This window comes from Streptomyces abyssomicinicus (assembly GCF_008974245.1).
GTDB classification, from domain to species: Bacteria; Actinomycetota; Actinomycetes; order Streptomycetales; family Streptomycetaceae; genus Streptomyces; species Streptomyces abyssomicinicus.
This window is the reverse complement of record NZ_BBZI01000005.1, coordinates 1,396,319-1,413,508: the sequence shown is the minus strand read 5'-3', so window position 1 is coordinate 1,413,508 and position 17,190 is coordinate 1,396,319. Positions and strand designations below refer to the sequence as shown.

At 72.9% G+C, this 17,190-nt stretch carries 14 protein-coding genes and 1 pseudogene; 6 read left to right on the top strand and 9 right to left on the bottom strand.

Translation table 11 applies throughout. The annotated features are described in order from the left end of the window. Nucleotides 1–16: 16 nt before the first annotated feature. From GBN72_RS05870 to GBN72_RS05855, 4 genes are read right to left on the bottom strand one after another with little or no spacing between them, the layout of a single operon-like run. Nucleotides 17–802, bottom strand: coding sequence for a CDP-alcohol phosphatidyltransferase family protein (locus GBN72_RS05870; RefSeq protein ID WP_151770502.1), 786 nt, complete (start codon nucleotides 800–802; stop codon nucleotides 17–19). Continuing rightward, nucleotides 780–1,841 carry an iron-containing alcohol dehydrogenase family protein gene (locus GBN72_RS05865; protein ID WP_151770501.1) on the bottom strand — a complete coding sequence of 354 codons (1,062 nt, stop codon included), beginning with the start codon at nucleotides 1,839–1,841 and terminating at the stop codon, nucleotides 780–782. The genes GBN72_RS05870 and GBN72_RS05865 overlap by 23 nt, the downstream gene beginning before the upstream one ends. Beyond that, nucleotides 1,829–2,581, bottom strand: coding sequence for a phosphocholine cytidylyltransferase family protein (locus tag GBN72_RS05860; RefSeq protein ID WP_151770500.1), 753 nt, complete (start codon nucleotides 2,579–2,581; stop codon nucleotides 1,829–1,831). Before GBN72_RS05860 ends, GBN72_RS05865 begins: the two co-directional genes overlap by 13 nt. Further along, nucleotides 2,578–4,398 (bottom strand): DUF5941 domain-containing protein, encoded by a 1,821-nt coding sequence (locus tag GBN72_RS05855; RefSeq protein WP_151770499.1) that lies wholly within the window; start codon nucleotides 4,396–4,398, stop codon nucleotides 2,578–2,580. The genes GBN72_RS05860 and GBN72_RS05855 overlap by 4 nt, the downstream gene beginning before the upstream one ends. Nucleotides 4,399–4,656: 258 nt before the next feature. On the opposite strand from GBN72_RS05855, the gene GBN72_RS05850 reads away from it, so the two are divergent. Beyond that, nucleotides 4,657–5,601 (top strand): cation diffusion facilitator family transporter, encoded by a 945-nt coding sequence (locus GBN72_RS05850; protein WP_151770498.1) that lies wholly within the window; start codon nucleotides 4,657–4,659, stop codon nucleotides 5,599–5,601. Between the two features lie 75 nt (nucleotides 5,602–5,676). Beyond that, a complete protein-coding gene (idi, locus tag GBN72_RS05845) occupies nucleotides 5,677–6,252 on the top strand; it encodes an isopentenyl-diphosphate Delta-isomerase (RefSeq protein WP_151770497.1) in 576 nt (191 codons plus the stop codon). A 99-nt stretch (nucleotides 6,253–6,351) separates the two neighbouring features. Here idi and GBN72_RS05840 read toward each other — a convergent pair whose 3' ends face one another. Continuing rightward, entirely contained in the window at nucleotides 6,352–6,855 is a 504-nt protein-coding gene (locus GBN72_RS05840; protein ID WP_151770978.1) for an ATP-binding protein, read from the bottom strand. A 369-nt stretch (nucleotides 6,856–7,224) separates the two neighbouring features. Further along, a pseudogene (locus tag GBN72_RS05835) lies at nucleotides 7,225–7,797 on the bottom strand (HdeD family acid-resistance protein); the annotation flags it as partial. Between the two features lie 76 nt (nucleotides 7,798–7,873). Here GBN72_RS05835 and GBN72_RS05830 point away from each other — a divergent pair. The 3 genes from GBN72_RS05830 (at nucleotide 7,874) to GBN72_RS05825 (ending at nucleotide 11,400) form a co-directional block, all read left to right on the top strand. Further along, entirely contained in the window at nucleotides 7,874–8,617 is a 744-nt protein-coding gene (locus GBN72_RS05830; RefSeq protein WP_151770495.1) for an enoyl-CoA hydratase/isomerase family protein, read from the top strand. A gap of 111 nt (nucleotides 8,618–8,728) precedes the next feature. After that, nucleotides 8,729–8,860 (top strand): LPFR motif small protein, encoded by a 132-nt coding sequence (locus GBN72_RS35835; RefSeq protein WP_277350858.1) that lies wholly within the window; start codon nucleotides 8,729–8,731, stop codon nucleotides 8,858–8,860. 194 nt (nucleotides 8,861–9,054) lie between these two features. After that, a complete protein-coding gene (locus GBN72_RS05825) occupies nucleotides 9,055–11,400 on the top strand; it encodes a Tex family protein (protein WP_151770494.1) in 2,346 nt (781 codons plus the stop codon). A 64-nt stretch (nucleotides 11,401–11,464) separates the two neighbouring features. Here GBN72_RS05825 and GBN72_RS05820 read toward each other — a convergent pair whose 3' ends face one another. Beyond that, entirely contained in the window at nucleotides 11,465–12,502 is a 1,038-nt protein-coding gene (locus GBN72_RS05820; protein WP_151770493.1) for an oxidoreductase, read from the bottom strand. 66 nt (nucleotides 12,503–12,568) lie between these two features. On the opposite strand from GBN72_RS05820, the gene GBN72_RS05815 reads away from it, so the two are divergent. Continuing rightward, nucleotides 12,569–13,540 carry an NAD(P)/FAD-dependent oxidoreductase gene (locus tag GBN72_RS05815; RefSeq protein ID WP_151770492.1) on the top strand — a complete coding sequence of 324 codons (972 nt, stop codon included), beginning with the start codon at nucleotides 12,569–12,571 and terminating at the stop codon, nucleotides 13,538–13,540. Nucleotides 13,541–13,790: 250 nt separating this feature from the next. Here the strand turns inward: GBN72_RS05815 and GBN72_RS05805 are convergent, their stop codons facing one another. After that, the gene (locus GBN72_RS05805) at nucleotides 13,791–15,530 is read right to left on the bottom strand and encodes a BCCT family transporter (RefSeq protein ID WP_151770491.1); all 1,740 of its coding nucleotides are present in this window, start codon (nucleotides 15,528–15,530) and stop codon (nucleotides 13,791–13,793) included. Between the two features lie 139 nt (nucleotides 15,531–15,669). Continuing rightward, on the bottom strand, nucleotides 15,670–17,157 hold the full coding sequence (locus GBN72_RS05800; protein ID WP_439959732.1) for an amino acid permease: 1,488 nt from the start codon (nucleotides 17,155–17,157) through the stop codon (nucleotides 15,670–15,672). Nucleotides 17,158–17,190 lie beyond the last annotated feature (33 nt).

Sequence of the window (17,190 nt, the reverse complement as noted above, 5' to 3'; positions counted from 1 at the left end):
TCGTTCATGGGGGCGCTCACCGCAGTCTGCTCGAGGCGAGGATGGACACGAGGTGCAGCAGGGTCTGCAGGATCGCGATGCCTGCCAGCACGGCGATGCCGAGGCGGGTCCAGAAGAGGCCGCCGCCGGCGATCAGGTCGCCGATCGCGACGAGGAGGATGAACAGGCTCGCCTCGACGCCGCCGACCAGCCGGTGGAACTTCAGCGCGGCCGCCGCGCGGCGGGCCAGCGCCAGGCCGGAGGAACGGGGCGCGGCCGCCTCGTCCTTCACGGCGGTCAGGCCGCTGCGGCTGCGCGCGACGTCGACCAGGTCGGTCTCCGCCTTGATCAGGATCGCGCCCAGGGCGGCCAGCGTGCCGAGGAAGGCCCACAGCCACTCGGGGCCCTCCGACCCGTCCCACAGGTCGGCGCCCCTGAGGCCGAACCCGACCAGCAGGGCGGCCTCGGAGAGGTAGTGGCCGATCCGGTCCAGGTAGACGCCGGTGACGGAGGTCTGCCTGCGCCAGCGGGCGACCTCCCCGTCGACGCAGTCCAGCAGCAGGTAGAGCTGGATCAGCAGCGCGCCGAGGAGCGCCCCGGCGAGGCCCGGCAGCAGAAGTGCCGCGCCCGCCAGGACGCCCGCCACCACCATCAGGTAGGTGAGCTGGTTGGGCGTCACCCGGGTGTTCACCAGGTAGCGGTCCACCCGCAGCGAGATCTCCCGCATGTACAGGCGGCCCGCCCAGTGCTCACCGCTGCGCCGGTCCTTCACCCCTTCGGGGTGGACGACGGGTCGCAGTTCAGCTACCGATGGCCTTGACATAGTCGGCGTACGCGTCCTTGATCTGGTCGGTCCGGAGGTCGAGGTGCTCGAGGATCGTGTAGCGGCCGGGACGGGTCTCCGGCGCGTACTCCACGACCTTGACGAACTCCTCCGCGGAGAAGCCGATGTCCTCGGCGAGCACCGGCAGCGCGTGCCGGCGCAGCACCTCGGCCATCTGCCCGGCCTCCTCGACGGCCCCGCGCAGGTGCATGGCGAAGGCCGCTCCCAGGCCGCACTGCTCGCCGTGGCTGGCGGCGCGACGCGGGAAGAGGATGTCGAAGGCGTGGTTGATCTCGTGACAGGCGCCCGAGCACGGGCGCGAGTCGCCGGAGACCGACATGGCGATGCCGCTGAGCGCCAGCGCCTCGGCCAGCACCTGGAGGAAACCGTTCTCCTCGATGCCGCCGGGGTGCCGGAGCACCGCCTCGCCGGCCTGGCGCGCTATGGCGGCGGCCAGGCCGTCGATCTTCTCGCCCTTGACCTTGTGCGCCAGCTCCCAGTCCGCCACGGCGGAGATGTTGGAGATGGCGTCGCCGATCCCGGAGCGCACGAAGCGGCCCGGGGCCTCCCGGATGACGTCGAGGTCGATGACCACGGCGATCGGGTTGGGCACGCCGTAGGATCCGCGGCCCGCGTCGTTGTCCAGGGTGGCGACCGGCGAGCACAGGCCGTCGTGCGCCAGGTTGGTGGGCACGGCGACCAGGGGCAGGCCGACCCGCGCCGCGGCGAACTTGGCGCAGTCGATGATCTTGCCGCCGCCGAGACCGACGACGGCGTCGAAGCGGTCCGCCTTCATCTCGCCGGCCAGCCGGATCGCGTCGTCGAGCGTGCCGCCCCCGACCTCGTACCAGGTGGCCCCGGGCAGCGACGGGGCGAGCCGCTCACGCAGCCGCGCCCCGGAGCCGCCGCTGACCGCGACGGCCAGCCTGCCGGAGTGCGAGATCCGTTCGTCGGCGAGCACGCCGGCCAGGTCCTCGAGGGCGCCCGGCCGGATGTCGACGACGACGGGGGACGGAATGAGCCTCGTCAGTAGCGGCACGCGATCTCCCGCCCACGGGCCAGGTCCTCGTGGTTGTCGATCTCCACCCACGCGACCTCGCCGATCGGCGCGACGTCGATCTTGAAGCCCCGGTTGACCAGCTCCTGGTAACCGTGCTCGTAGAACTGCTGCGGGTCGGTCTCCCAGACCGTCTTGAGCGCGTCGCCGAGCTCGGCCGCCGCGTCGCCCTCGATCAGGGTGACACCGATGTACTCGCCGGTGGCCTCCGCCGGGTCCATCAGCTTGGTGATCTTGCGGACGCCCTTCTCGGGGTCCACGACGACCTTCATCTCCTCGTCGGCGAGGCTCTTCACCGTGTCGAGGGCGAGGATGATCTTCTTGCCCTCGCCGCGGGCGGCGAGCAGCGTCTTCTCGACGGAGACCGGGTGGACGGTGTCGCCGTTGGCGAGGATCACGCCGTCCTTGAGTGCGTCACGGCCGCACCACAGGGAGTAGGCGTTGTTCCACTCCTCGGCCTTGTCGTTGTCGATGAGGGTGATCTTGACGCCGTACTTGGCCTCCAGGGCCTCACGGCGCTCGTAGACGGCCTCCTTGCGGTACCCGACGATGATCGCCACCTCGGTGAGGCCGATCTCGGCGAAGTTGCCGAGGGTCAGGTCGAGGACGGTGATGCTGTCCTCCTGCCCCTCGGGCCCCACGGGCACCAGCGCCTTGGGAAGGGTGTCCGTGTAGGGGCGCAGGCGGCGTCCGGCGCCTGCCGCCAGCACGAGGCCGATCATGCGGGTTCTCCTTCGTCGTGTACAGCGGGTGCGCCGGCCCGGTGGGCGGACACCCAATAACGGATGCTCTCGACGAGCACCAAGGCGGCCACGGCCACGGCGAGCGCCGTGAGCGAGACCGAGAACTGCTCCGCGGTCAGCAGTGCGGCGAGCACGGCGACCACGAGGGTGCGGCCCTCGTGACCCAGCGCCGCCCGCACCAGCCAGTGCGGGGGCGCGCCGGCGTTGCCGCGGATGCGGTACACCGTGTCGTAGTGATGGTAGGCGACCGCCGCCACCAGCCCGAAAGCCGCGGGAAGGGCTCCGTTCACCTCGGCGTCGGCCGCGAGCAGCAGAACGACGCCATACTCGGCGGCACGGAAGAAGGGGGGAACGAGCCAGTCCAGGGCGCCCTTGAGGGGCCGCGCGACGGCCGCGCCGGAGAGCACCGCGTAGCCGGCCGCGCCCCCGACGGTGATCCAGGAGGCACCGAAGAGTGCGGCGAGGATCACCACCAGCAGGGCGCCGGCGGCGGCCGCGAACGGGGCGGTTCCGGACGGAACCGCACGACGGGCACCGCGGGCCACGGTCTCGGCGAGGGGACCGCTGTCGGCCAGGTCGGCCAGGGCCTCGGCGGCACGGTCGGTGCGCTCGGCCCTGCGGGTGAGCGAGCGCAGCAGACGGCCAGCTGTGGTGTAGCAGGCGGCGAAGGCACAGCCGATCAGCAGGACCACGAAGGTGATCCGCGGCGTGGTCACCGCGGTGAGCACGGCGATCATCGCCCAGCGTTCGCCGATCGGCAGGACGATCATGCGGCGGAGCCAGACCGTCCAGCCGAGGCCGTCCAGCCTGTCGGAGAGGGACGCGGTGGGGCTGGTGTTGGCCGTGGCGTCGTGGTTCGCCTCGTTGAAGGAGAAGTCGACCACGTGCCGGCAGGTCTGGAGGATCATCGCGCCCAGCGCCAGCGCCCACACGTCGTCCCCGCCGCGGGCGGCGCCCAGGGCGAGACCCGCGTAGTAGGCGTACTCCTTGGCGCGGTCGAAGGTGGCGTCCAGCCAGGCGCCCAGCGTCGAGTACTGCAGCGAGTAGCGGGCGAGCTGCCCGTCGGTGCAGTCCAGGACGAAGGAGGCGATCAGCAGCACACCGGCCGCGACGAAGCCGCCGCGGGTTCCGGTCGCCGCGCAGGCCGCCGCGATCAGCGCGGTGACCAGCGAGGCCGTGGTGACCTGGTTGGGGGTGAGGCCGCGGCGGGCGCACCAGCGCGCGATGTACTTGGAGTACGGGCTGACGAGGAAGGTCGTGACGAAGCCGTCCCGGGCCTTCACCGCCGAGCGGAGCCGGACGGCCTCCTCGTCGACGCCCGCGATGGCCTCGCGGGCCGCCTGGCGGGACTGGGGGTCGCCGGGGGTGACGGCGACGAGGCTGCCCAGCTCGGGCCGGTGCACCTGCTCGCCGTCGGCGTCGAGGGAGACGGCCAGCCGGTCGGCCAGCGTGCCGCGGTCGACGGCCGTGCGGGAGCCGCCGGCGTCCACGGCCGCGGAGTTGGCCCGGGCGGTGGCGCGGATCAGCGCGCGACGCGCCTCCGGCTGCACGGACACGGCGCCGGGGAGCGCGGAGACCGGGAACCGGGGGTCGGTGAGGCCGAGGCGCAGGGCGTGGACGTGTCCCATGAACCGGGCGTCGACGATGGCGACGCGCCGGTCGGCCGGGACGGCGGCGAGGAGCGCCTCCGTCTCACCGACGTCGGCGGCGGTCCGCACCTCGAAGCCGAGGGACCCGAGATCGTCCGCCAAGGAGGATCCGGGCACCGGCTGGCCGGTGACGATGGCGGTCGGCAACCGTACTCACTCCCTGGAATGCGGCGCTCCCTGGCGCCGGCGACGTACGTGGTGGCTCGCCCCTCACGGTGGCCGGGGGCGTGTCGGCAGAGGCTATCGGATCGTCGGACCTCCGCGATCACCGCCCGTCCCGCGGCCGACGACCTGCGCAGCGTTTGCGCAGGTCAAAGGATATGACAACGGTGTTCAGCACCACGTTGCCGCCTGCTCCGTGACGTAGTTGACTGAGGACGGCGGCGATCACAGGAGGCGTTTCCCATGGGGGTCGGACACGGGCACGGTCACCATCACGGACACGGGGCGGGGCCCGGTGTCACCGTGACGGCGGCGCACCGCGGGCGGTTGCGCGCGGCGCTGGTGATCACGCTGCTGGTGACGGTGGCCGAGATCACCGGCGGGCTGCTGGCCGGTTCACTGGCCCTGGTGGCGGACGCCGCGCACATGGCCACCGACGCGCTGGGGCTGGGCATGGCGCTGCTGGCGGTGCACTTCGCGAGCCGCCCGGCGAGCGGGCACCGCACCTTCGGCTACGCCCGGGCGGAGATCCTGGCGGCGCTGGCCAACTGCCTGCTGCTCTTCGGGGTGGGCGGCTACGTCGTGGTCGAGGCGGTGCGGCGGATGCTGGAGCCCGCCGAGGTGGAGGGCGGCCTGACCCTGGTCTTCGGCTCCGTCGGCCTGGTCGCCAATCTGGTCTCGCTGCTGCTGCTGATGGGCGGCCGCAGGGAGAGCCTCAATGTCCGCGGCGCCTTCCTGGAGGTGGCCGCGGACGCGCTGGGGTCGGTCGCGGTGCTGGTGTCGGCGGCGGTGGTGCTGCTCACCGGATGGCGGGCGGCCGACCCGGTCGCCTCGCTGGTCATCGCCCTGATGATCGTGCCGCGCGCCTGGCGGCTGCTGCGCGAGACGGTGGACGTCCTGCTGGAGGCCGCGCCGCGCGACGTCGACCTGGGCCGGGTGCGGGCGCACCTGCTGGCGCTGCCGGGGGTGGAGGACGTGCACGACCTGCACGTGTGGACGATCACCTCGGGGCTTCCGGTGCTCTCCGCCCACGTGGTGGTCGGGTCGCAGGCGCTGGCGGGCAAGGGCCACGAGCGGACGCTGCGCGAACTCCAGGCCTGCCTGGGCTCCCACTTCGACGTGGCGCACTGCACCTTCCAGCTGGAGCCCGCGGGCCACGCGGCGCACGAGGCGGGTCTGTGCCACTAGCCGGTGCTCCGGCGCGCGGGGCCGCTCCGCCGGGTCTGCCCGCGCCACCGGCCCCGCGTACGGCAGACTAGGGGCATGCCGAGCACACCTGTGAACACGACGACGGACGAGGCCATCCTGCTGGAGCTGGTCGACGAACATGGGGTGACCATCGGCACCGAGGAGAAACTCACGGCGCACCAGGCTCCGGGCCTGCTGCACCGCGCGTTCTCCGTCTTCCTCTTCGACTCCCACGGCCGGCTCCTGCTGCAGCAGCGGGCGCTGGGCAAGTACCACTCCCCCGGTGTCTGGTCGAACACCTGCTGCGGTCACCCCTACCCGGGTGAGGCTCCCTTCGCCGCCGCCGCGCGGCGGACCTTCGAGGAGCTGGGCGTCTCCCCGGCGCTGCTCGCCGAGGCGGGCACGGTGCGCTACAACCACCCGGACCCGGCCTCCGGTCTGGTGGAGCAGGAGTTCAACCACCTCTTCGTCGGCCTGGTGAGCGGCACTCCGGGTCCGGACCCGGAGGAGGTCGGCGACATCGCCTTCGTCACGGCCGAGGAGCTGGAGAAGCGGCACGCGCAGGACCCCTTCTCGGCGTGGTTCATGACCGTCCTCGACGCCGCCCGTCCGGCGATCCGCGAGCTGACCGGCACGTCGGCCGGCTGGTAGACCGCCGCGGCCCCTTCCCGCCCGCGGCCGCCGGTCGCGGGCGGCGTCTGCGGGCGGGTCCGCGGGCCTCGGCCGCGGGCGTTGCCTGCGGGCGGGGTCTCAGCGGAGGCGGGCCGGACGCAGCGGCAGCGCCGCCCAGATGATCTTGCCGCCGGTGGCGGTGTGTTCCACCTCGCAGGCTCCGCCGAACTCGCGTGCGGTCTCGCGCACCAGCAGGAGCCCGCGTCCGCCGGTCTGCGCGGTGTCCGCGATCAGCGCGGTGGGCCGGTAGGGATGGTTGTCCTCCACCGACACCCGGATCCACTCCGCGCCCACCGCCACCTCCACGGCGAGCACGGGCGACAGCAGCGCCGCGTGACGCACGGCGTTGGTGACGAGTTCGGAGACGATCAGCAGCAGGCCGTCGACCACGTCGTCGTCGGCCGGCACCCCCTGCCGGCGCAGCAGGTCCCGCACGGCCCGACGCGCCTGCGGCACCGAGGCGTCCACGGCGGGGGCGGTGAACCGCCACACGCCCTCGTAGGGCGCGTGCGCACCGGGGGGCGCGACCGCCGCCGCAGGCCCGGGTGGGCCCGGATCCTCTCCGCGCCCTAGGTCCTCCATAGTCCGGTCCCCGCCCTCGTGCTCGACTGTCACCACACCCCTGAGTGTGCGAAGCGGCAGGTCCTTGCCCGGACGGTGACAAGAAAACGATCATTATCGATCACTGTTGACCGGTGGGGTATGCCAAAGGCTGTTGCAGGATCGCTCCTGCGCGGCTTGGCGAAGGTTCGCGAACTCTTCCGCTTAATGCGGCGGAACGTCCCCCTGGCCCCGGCGCTCCTCGCCGACCGGGCCGGTGCGCTCCCCGGCGTCCACGTTCCGCTCCGCGTCCGAACGGCCCGCGTAGTAGGCGTCGCCGCCGAGCGTCCGGTCCGGGCGCTGCGTGCGGTCGGTGCGGTGCGTGCGGTCGGTGCGGTGCGTGCGGTCGGTGCGGTCGGCCTCGGTCACCATGCCCACGACGTTGCGCCCGCCGAAGCCGGTGGCGATCAGGCCCAGCCCGTCGAAGAGCAGCGCCAGCGAGAAGAAGGTGCCCAGCACGTAGCGGCTGTCGCTCGGCCATGAGTTCAGCACCAGGATGCCCAGCAGCAGGCCGAACGCGCCCTGCACCAGCGTCCAGCCGAACTGCGGCCCGCGCACCACCAGGCTGCCCACCACGCGGAACACCCCGCCGGTGAGGAACAGCAGCGCCGCGAACAGGGTCAGCGAGACCGCCGCCACGTCCGGGCGCACCAGGATCACCACGCCGGCCGCGATGTTCAGGGCCGCGACCACCACACCCAGCCAGAAGAACCCGGTGCCCCGGGCCTGCACCGCGTGCAGCAGCCCGACCACGCCGCCGATCAGGAGCAGCCAGCCGAACAGCAGCATGGTGGTGAGGGTCGCCACCCCGGTGTAGACCAGACCGACGACGCCGGCGATCACCAGCGCCACCCCGAGGGCCGCGAGCCAGCCGAAGCTCCGGTTGATCCGTGCCCGCTCGTCCTTCGCCCTGATCCCGCTCATCACGGCCTCCTCGCCGGTCGTACCGTCCTGCCGTCGTGCCGGTCCGAGTACCCAGCCCGCCGGTACCATCCGCCGCATGGAGCCCCATCTGTCGCACAGCGTCGCCGACGACGTCGCCACCGTCGTGATCAGTCACCCCGCCCGGCGCAACGCCATGACCAACGCGATGTGGCGGGCCCTGCCGCCGCTGCTGGAGACGCTGGCGTCCGACGACGCCGTGCGCGTCCTGGTGCTCACCGGGGAGGGGGCCACCTTCTGCGCGGGCGCGGACATCTCGGGGCTGCGCGACTCCTCGGAGGTGGCCCAGCGGCTGGCCGTGGAGGCGGAGGAGGCACTGGCCGCCTTCCCCGGGCCCACGCTGGCCGTGGTGCGCGGGCACTGCGTGGGCGGCGGGACCCAGCTGGCCGCCGCCTGCGACCTGCGTTTCGCCGAGGAGGGCGCCCTCTTCGGAGTCACGCCGGCCAAGCTGGGCATCGTCTACCCGGCCTCCTCCACGCGGCGGCTGGTGTCCCTGGTGGGGCCTTCGGCCGCGAAGTACCTGCTGTTCTCCGGCGAACTGATCGACGGGGAGCGGGCCCTGCGGACGGGTCTGGCCGACGAGCTGCTGCCGGCCGGCGAGCTGGCGGCGCGGGTCGACGCGTTCACCCGGGTGCTGGCCTCCCGTTCCCGGCTCACCCAGGCCGCGGCGAAGGAGTTCGCGGACGGCCGCACCGACCGGGACGCCCACTGGGCCGCGGCGGCACGGGCGAGCCGGGACCTCGAGGAGGGGGTCGCCGCCTTCCTGGAGCGCCGCTCCCCCTCCTTCACCTGGCCGCGCTGACCCCTGAGGGCCCGGTCCGGGGAAAATGCGCATGTCCGCGACATGGCCGGTTACCTGTAGTCTCCCCGGCCCGGGACCTCCGGCCGGGGAGAGCGAGGGAAGGTGACCAACGTGTTCCGAGCTGTAGCGGACGTCCTGCGCCAGATCGCCGGCGCGATCGCCACCGTGGTGACGCTGCCCTTCCGGGCCGTCGCCCGGCTGTTCGGCGGCGCCTCCTCCACGGCGCACGGCCGACGCGCCTGAGCGCGCCCGGCCGTCGCGCGCGGCCGTCGTAGGACGAGTCGCGGAACAACGCGCGAAAACAGCGGAAAGAACGCGGAAAGGCCCGGCCGGCCGGCCGGGCCTTTCCGTGTCCGCGCACGCCCTGCCCGCCGTTCGTCGGTACGACCTGCCAGAATTGCGGCGGAACTCGAGGCTTCAGAAGGCGGTACGGGATCGTGACGACACCCCTGACAGCGTCCATCGAAGGCAGGATCGCCGAGGAACTCGGCGTACGGGAGCGGCAGGTCCGGGCCGCCGTGGACCTCCTGGACGGCGGGTCGACGGTGCCCTTCGTCGCCCGGTACCGCAAGGAGGCGACGGACGGGCTGGACGACGCCCAGCTGCGCACCCTGGAGGAGCGGCTGCGGTACCTGCGGGAACTGGAGGAGCGCCGCACCGCCGTTTTGGAGTCGGTGCGCGAGCAGGGCAAGCTCACCGAGGAGCTGGAGGCGCGGATCCGGGAGGCCGACACCAAGGCCCGCCTGGAGGACATCTACCTGCCGTTCAAGCCGAAGCGGCGCACCAAGGCGCAGATCGCCCGGGAGGCCGGGCTGGAGCCGCTGGCACAGGGGCTGCTGGCCGACCCGTCGGTGGAGCCGCTCGCCGCCGCGGCCGGCTTCGTCGACCCGGACAAGGGCGTGGCCGATCCGCAGGCGGCGCTGGACGGCGCGCGGGCCGTGCTCACCGAGCGGTTCTCCGAGGACGCCGACCTGATCGGCGAGCTGCGCGAGCGGATGTGGACGCGGGGCCGCCTGGTCTCCCGGGTGCGGGAGGGCAAGGAGGAGGCCGGCGCCAAGTTCGCCGACTACTTCGACTTCGCCGAGCCCTTCGCCGAGCTGCCCTCGCACCGGGTGCTCGCGCTGCTGCGCGGTGAGAAGGAGGAGGTCCTGGACCTGGTCCTGGAGCCGGAGGAGCCGGTCGAGGGGCCGTCCTCGTACGAAGGGATCGTCGCCCACCGCTTCGGCGTCGCCGACCGGGGCCGCCCGGCCGACAAGTGGCTCAAGGACACCGTCCGCTGGGCCTGGCGCACCCGGATCCTGGTGCACCTGGGCATCGACCTGAGGCTGCGGCTGCGCACGGGCGCCGAGGACGAGGCGGTGCGGGTGTTCGCCGCCAACCTGCGCGACCTGCTGCTCGCCGCCCCGGCCGGCACCCGGGCCACGCTGGGCCTGGACCCCGGCTACCGCACCGGCGTGAAGGTCGCGGTGGTGGACGCGACGGGCAAGGTCGTCGCCACGGACGTGATCCACCCGCACGTCCCCGCCAACCGGTGGGACGAGGCGGTCGCCAAGCTGGCCCGGCTGGCGCAGCGCCACGCCGTCGAGCTGATCGCCATCGGCAACGGCACGGCTTCCCGGGAGACCGACAAGCTGGCCGGTGACCTGATCGCCCGGCATCCGGAGCTGAAGCTCACCAAGGTGATGGTGTCCGAGGCCGGCGCCTCCGTGTACTCGGCCTCCGCCTTCGCCTCCCAGGAGCTGCCGGAGATGGACGTCTCGCTGCGCGGCGCCGTCTCGATCGCGCGGCGGCTCCAGGACCCGCTGGCCGAGCTCGTGAAGATCGACCCCAGGTCGATCGGTGTCGGTCAGTACCAGCACGACCTGTCCGAGGTGAAGCTGTCCCGCTCGCTGGACGCGGTGGTCGAGGACTGTGTGAACGGCGTCGGCGTGGACGTGAACACGGCCTCCACGCCGCTGCTGGCCCGGGTCTCGGGCATCTCCTCCTCGCTGGCGGAGAACATCGTCCGCCACCGTGACGAGAACGGGCCGTTCACCTCGCGTGCGGAGCTGAAGAAGGTGGCCCGCCTGGGCCCCAAGGCGTACGAGCAGTGCGCGGGCTTCCTGAGGATCCGCGGCGGCGACCCGCTGGACGCCTCCAGCGTCCACCCCGAGGCGTACCCGGTGGTGCGCCGGATGGTGAAGACCACCGGCCAGGAGGTCGCCGCGCTGGTCGGCAACACCTCGGTCCTGCGCTCGCTGCGGCCCGAACAGTTCGTGGACGAGACCTTCGGTCTGCCGACGGTGACCGACATCCTGAAGGAGCTGGAGAAGCCGGGGCGCGACCCGCGTCCGGCGTTCCGGACGGCCGGTTTCAAGGAGGGCGTCGAGAAGATCACCGACCTGGAGCCCGGGATGGTCCTGGAGGGCGTGGTCACCAATGTGGCCGCCTTCGGCGCCTTCGTGGACGTCGGCGTCCACCAGGACGGCCTGGTGCACGTCTCGGCCATGTCGCGGACCTTCGTCAAGGACCCGAGGGACGTGGTGAAGCCCGGCGACATCGTCAAGGTGAAGGTGCTGGACGTCGACGTCCCGCGCAAGCGGATCTCGCTGACCCTGCGCCTGGAGGACGAGAAGGCCGCCGAGCGGCCGGCCCGCGGCGAGCGGCAGCAGCGCGGCGGGGGGCGTCCGCCGCAGCAGCGCCGGTCCAAGGAGGGCCGTGGCGGCGGCGACGGAAGCCGGTCGGGGCAGTCGTCCGCCGACGGCGCGATGGCCGACGCGCTGCGCCGGGCGGGCCTTCTCTGACCTGCCCGGGCCGACGGCCAGGGGGCGGTCGCCGCGGGGTCCGGGTCTCTCCCGGCCCCCGCGGTCAGCGCGGCACGGCCGCCACCCGTACCTCGCCCGAGGTGCGGGCCATCAGGAACGCCTCGCCCTTCACCGATTTCGCGTCGAGCGGGAGCCGGTGGCTGCCCGGGGGCAGCACGTCGTCGAAGGCCATGTGCTCGTGGGTCCGGAAGAGGCGGTCCAGCCGGTAGACGGTGAGGCCCACCCGGCAGCCGGAGCTCACCTCGACCACCGCTTCCCGCCCGGTCGCGCGGAGCCCGGCGAGCCGGCGCCGTTCCTCGGGGCGCCGGTCCAGCGCCTCCTCGGTCTGCGCCACCAGGAGCGGGATCACCGGTGCGAGGCCGCTGACGTACGCCACGTCGGCGCCCGCCCGCCGGAACGCGGCGCGCGTCTCTTCGCGTTGCTCCCTCCCCACCGCGCGCCCGAAGGCCACCGCGCCGTAGGCGCGCAGTTCCTCGGGCGGGATCTCGGAGGGGTCGTGGGTGATGTCGGCTCCTATGCCGATGGAGCGCAGCGCGGCGGCCAGCTTGTTGAGCACGGCGGCCCGCGCGCCGATCAGCAGCACCCGGCGGCCGTCCTCCCGCGCGTCCGGGGCTCGCTCCAGCAGGCCGGTCAGCGCCCGGCGGTACGCGTCGCCGCGGAACCGGAAGGGGCCGAGGCCGTGGTAGCCGTTCAGGCGCAGGTCGGGATGGTCGTCGGTCTGCCAGGCGAAGTCGCGCCACACGTAGTCCTCGCCGTCCCGCTCGATGACCGCGGTGACCGCGCCGCAGGCCAGGTCGGCGCATTCGGGGCAGCCGTAGACGAGGTACCGGCCGCCGGGCAGCGGGGCCGGCGCCTCCAGCAGCAGGGCGTGCACCTGTTCGGCGAAGATGGCCGGCGGCACGTCGGCGGCGAGGGGTGACACCGCGTCCAGGTCGGCGAGGCGGAAGAGGAGCGGGCGCCCGTCGACCACGAAGTCGGTGAACTCGCGGTGGGTGACGTGGGCCCCGCCCGCGAGGACCGCGCCCGCGCGGGTCGCCGGGGCGAGGGCGAAGGAGGCGTGGGTCGCGTGCTCGGCAGCCATGCTCCGAGTATTCCCACAGTGCGGGCGCTCTGTTCCCGGTGCCGGGCATTCCGTTACGGTCCGCGGATGGAACAGCATCGGCCCTGTGAAGTGATCGTCGTGGGCGGCGGAGTCATCGGCCTGACCACGGCCGTGGTCCTCGCCGAGAGCGGACGGCGGGTACGGATCTGGTCACGCGAGCCCGCCGAGCGGACCACCTCGGAGGTGGCGGGCGGTCTGTGGTGGCCGTACCGGATCGAACCGGAGGAGCGGGTCGGCGAGTGGTCGCTGGCCTCCTACGAGGTGTACGCCGCGCTGGCCGCCGCCCGGCCCGAGGAGACCGGTGTGCGGATGGTGGCGGGGGTGCACGGCGGCGCGTCGCTCGACGGGCTCGGCGGGTGGGCCGCGAAGGTGCCGGGGCTGCGGGCGGCGACGTCCGAGGAGTGTCCGGGCGGCGGTCTGTGGGCACGGGTGCCGCTGATCGACATGCGGGTCCACCTGCCGTGGCTGCGGGAACGTTTTCTCGCGGCGGGGGGCGTGGTCGAGGAGCGCGCGGTCTCCTCGCTCGACGAGGCGGCTGCCGAGGCGCCGGTCGTCGTCAACGCGACCGGGCTGGGGGCCCGGGAGCTGGTGCCGGACGACTCGGTGCACCCGGTGCGGGGGCAACTGGTCGTGGTGGAGAACCCGGGCGTGGACACCTGGCTGACCTCGGTCGTCGGTGACACGGACGACGGGTCGCACTCCACCTATTTCCTGCCGCAGCCGGGGCGGCTGCTGCTGGGCGGGACGGCCGAGGTGGGCGCGTGGTCCACCGAGCCGGACCCCGCGGTCGCCGAGGCGATCGTGGCGCGGTGCGCGGCGGTCCGGCCGGAGATAGCGGGGGCCAGGGTGCTCGAGCACCGGGTGGGGCTGCGGCCCGCGCGGCCCTCGGTGCGCCTGGAGCGCGAGACGGCGCCGGGGCACGGGGGCCGGGTGCTGGTGCACAACTACGGCCACGGCGGTGCGGGCGTCACCGTGGCGTGGGGCTGCGCGCGGGAGGCGGCGGCGCTGGTGGGGTGACGCCCGGCCGCACGCCGGCCGAGGCCGGCCGCGGCCGACGGCGGTGACACCCGCGCAGTGGGGGGTCTCGGCGCGGCCGGGCGTTGCGGCCGCGCGGGCGGGCGCCGCGGCCCGCGGTGCGGTGCGGCCGCGGTGCGGCTCCGCCCGCGCCCGCGCGGTGGGCACCGCCTGCCCCGGCCGCCACGTGGGCACCGCCCGCCCCGGCCGCCCGGCCCGCCCCGTACGGCACTCCGTGACGGCAGGGCCCGGGTCAGAGCGGGGAGGCGTCGTCCGCGATCGTGGAGCCGGAGGCGGGGCCGTCGCCCTGGGAGGGGCGGACCTGGAGCTCGAAGTCGCCGTCGAACTTCCGGTACCCGGTCACCACCGCGTCCTCCAGCGCCTCGTTCGCCGCCTCCTCCCGCAGCATCAGCGGGTCCCGCCGCAGATCCCGCATCAGCGCCACGCAGATCCCGATCATCACCAGCACGAACGGCGCCGCTGCCAGGATGGTGAGGTTCTGCAGACCGGTGAGCGCGTCCCCCTCGCCGCTGCCGACCAGCAGCATGATCGCGGCCACCGCGCCGGTGACCACGCCCCAGAAGACCACCACCGTCTTCTGCGGCTCCAGCGCTCCCCGCTGCGACAGCGTGCCCATCACGATGGAGGCGGCGTCGGCGCCGGAGACGAAGAAGATCGCGACCAGGATCATCACCAGCAGCGAGGTGACGGTGGCGATCGGGTACTCCCGCAGCACCGAGAAGAGCCGCCCCTCGACGGTGGTGGCGCCGCCGAGCATGTCCCGCGCCTGCAGCTGCATGGCGGTGCCACCGAAGACGGCGAACCACAGGAGGCTGACCGTGCTGGGGACCAGGATGACGCCGCCGATGAACTGGCGGATCGTGCGGCCCCGGCTGATCCGGGCGATGAACATGCCGACGAACGGCGTCCAGGAGATCCACCAGGCCCAGTAGAAGACCGTCCAGCTCGACAGCCACTCGTCGACCGTCGCTCCGCCGCTGATCTCGGTTCGCCCGGCGAGCTGCGGCAGGTCGCCCAGGTAGGCGAAGAGCGAGGTGGGCACCAGGTCCAGGATGACGATGGTCGGCCCGGCCACGAACACGAACAGCGCCAGCAGCACCGCCAGCACCATGTTGGTGTTGGAGAGCCACTGGATGCCGCGTTCGACGCCCGACACCGCGGAGGCCACGAAGGCCAGGGTCAGCACCGCGATGATCAGGACGAGCAGCCCGGTGCCGGTCTTCTCCAGCCAGTTGACCTCGTGCAGGCCGGAGCCGATCTGCAGGGTGCCGAGGCCCAGGGAGGCCGCGGATCCGAACACGGTCGCCACGATGGCCAGGATGTCGATGATCCGCCCGACCACGCCCTCGGCGTGCCGGCGGCCGATCAGGGGGGTGAAGACCGAGCTGATCGTCTGGCGGCGCTTCTTGCGGAAGGTGCTGTAGGCGATGCCGAGGCCCACCACCGCGTAGATGGCCCACGGGTGCAGGGTCCAGTGGAAGAGGGTGGTCGCCATGGCGGTGGACATCCGCTCCCCGACGCTGCCGGGCCGGGTGCCCGGCGGCGCGTCGACGAAGTGGGCCAGGGGTTCGCTCACGCCCCAGAACATCAGGCCGATGCCCATGCCGGCGCTGAACATCATGGCGACCCAGGAGACGGTGCGGAACTCCGGCTGCTCGTGCTCCGAGCCGAGGTGGATCCGCCCGTAGCGGCTGATCGCCAGCCAGAGGGCGAAGATCACGAAGCAGGAGGCGGCCAGGACGAACGCCCAGCCGCAGTTGTGGATCAGCTCCCCGAGCAGGGTGCCGGAGACACTTTCGAGCGAGTCGGTGCCGAAGGCGCCCCACAGGACGAAGGAGAGGGTCAGCGCCGCGGTCACCCCGAACACCACCCAGTCGGTCCCCTGGTGCTGGGGACCGGGCAGGCCGGCCTCCGTGCCGGGCAGGGAGCCCTGGTGGTGGTGCTGTGAGGGATTGGGGGCGTCATGCGACACTGCGGCACCTTTCGCCGAGCGGACCTTGGTCTGGTTCCGCTACGCAGCTACCACGTATCCCGCGTTTCCCCCCGGCGTAACCCTCACGGCGTCCGCCGTGTGCGGCCGGGAACCCGCTCCCGGCCGCACAGGGCAGGGGTCAGCCCTCGCTCAGGGCGGAAAGCTCGGCGTCCTCCGCGCGGGTGACCCGGCGGCGGACGGCGAACCAGCCGGCCACCAGCGCGGCCCCGATCACCGGGATCAGCAGCAGGGTCTTGCGGCCCACCTCGGGGTCGCCCCACATCAGCGCCAGCACCGACACCAGGAAGGCGATCGTCACGATCTCCGTCACCGGGCTGCCCCACAGCTGGAAGGAGGGCCGCCGGAGCAGTCCGGCCCTGGCCCTGCGGACGAACACCAGGTGGCAGATCATGATGATCACCCAGGTGCTGATGATGCCGAGCGAGGCGACGTTGAGCACGATCTCGAAGGCCTGGCCGGGCATCAGGAAGTTGAGCCCGACGCCCAGCACGCAGACGCCGCCGGTGAGCAGGATGCCGCCGTAGGGCACCTGGTTGCGGTTCATCACGCCGGTGAACCGCGGCGCGGAGCCGGCGGCCGCCATCGAGCGCAGGATGCGGCCCGTGGAGTACAGGCCGGAGTTCAGCGAGGACATGGCGGCGGTGAGGACCACCAGGTTCATCACGTCGCCGGCGGCGGGGACGCCGATCCGGGAGAGCACCGTGACGAAGGGGCTCTCGTCGCCGGAGTAGACGGAGCCGGGCAGGAGCAGAGCGAGCAGCACGACCGAGCCGACGTAGAAGAGGCCGACGCGCCACATGATCGAGTTCACCGCGCGGGGGACGATCTTCCTGGGCTCGGCGGTCTCGCCGGCCGCGGTGCCGACCAGCTCCAGGGAGGCGTAGGCGAAGACCACGCCCTGCATCACCAGGACGACCGGGAGGACGCCGTGCGGCAGGAAGCCGCCGTTGTCGGTGATCACCGACAGACCGGGGGTGGTGCCGCCCACGTCGGCCTGGGTGACCAGCAGGAAGATGCCCACCAGCATGAACACCACGAGGGTGGCGACCTTGATGATGGCGAACCAGAACTCCATCTCGCCGAAGTACTTCACCGAGATCAGGTTCACCACGAGCACCACCGCGAGCGCGGCGAGCGCCAGCACCCACTGGGGGACGTCGGAGAACATGCTCCAGTAGTGGGTGTAGAGGGCCACGGCGGTGATGTCGGCGATACCGGTGGTCGACCAGTTGACGAAGTACATCCAGCCGGCGACGTAGGCACCCTTCTCACCCAGGAACTCGCGGGCGTAGGACACGAAGGAGCCCGAGGACGGGCGGTAGACGACCAGCTCGCCGAGCGCGCGGACCACGAAGAAGGCGAAGACGCCGCAGACCAGGTACGCCAGCGCGAGGGCGGGGCCCGCGTTGTTGAGGCGGCCTCCGGCGCCGAGGAACAGTCCGGTCCCGATCGCCCCTCCGATGGCGATCATGTTGATGTGCCGGGCCTTGAGGTCCTTGCTGTACCCGGCATCGCCCGCGTCCGCGGGTGGTTCGGCCGTCGGGCCGGTTCCCACCGCGCCGTCGGCGGGCTTCGTGACCGTTGCGGTCGCGACGTCCTTGCTCACGCGTGTTCCACTCTGTTGCGCCCCGGTGCGCTG

What these genes read in the sequence shown, in the direction of transcription:
- GBN72_RS05870 (WP_151770502.1), bottom strand. Translation starts at nt 802, where the DNA reads ATGTCAAGGCCATCGGTAGCTGAACTGCGACCCGTCGTCCACCCCGAA.
- GBN72_RS05860 (WP_151770500.1), bottom strand. Translation starts at nt 2,581, where the DNA reads ATGATCGGCCTCGTGCTGGCGGCAGGCGCCGGACGCCGCCTGCGCCCC.
- GBN72_RS05850 (WP_151770498.1), top strand. Translation starts at nt 4,657, where the DNA reads ATGGGGGTCGGACACGGGCACGGTCACCATCACGGACACGGGGCGGGG.
- idi (WP_151770497.1), top strand. Translation starts at nt 5,677, where the DNA reads ATGCCGAGCACACCTGTGAACACGACGACGGACGAGGCCATCCTGCTG.
- GBN72_RS05840 (WP_151770978.1), bottom strand. Translation starts at nt 6,855, where the DNA reads ATGGAGGACCTAGGGCGCGGAGAGGATCCGGGCCCACCCGGGCCTGCG.
- GBN72_RS05830 (WP_151770495.1), top strand. Translation starts at nt 7,874, where the DNA reads ATGGAGCCCCATCTGTCGCACAGCGTCGCCGACGACGTCGCCACCGTC.
- GBN72_RS05820 (WP_151770493.1), bottom strand. Translation starts at nt 12,502, where the DNA reads ATGGCTGCCGAGCACGCGACCCACGCCTCCTTCGCCCTCGCCCCGGCG.
- GBN72_RS05815 (WP_151770492.1), top strand. Translation starts at nt 12,569, where the DNA reads ATGGAACAGCATCGGCCCTGTGAAGTGATCGTCGTGGGCGGCGGAGTC.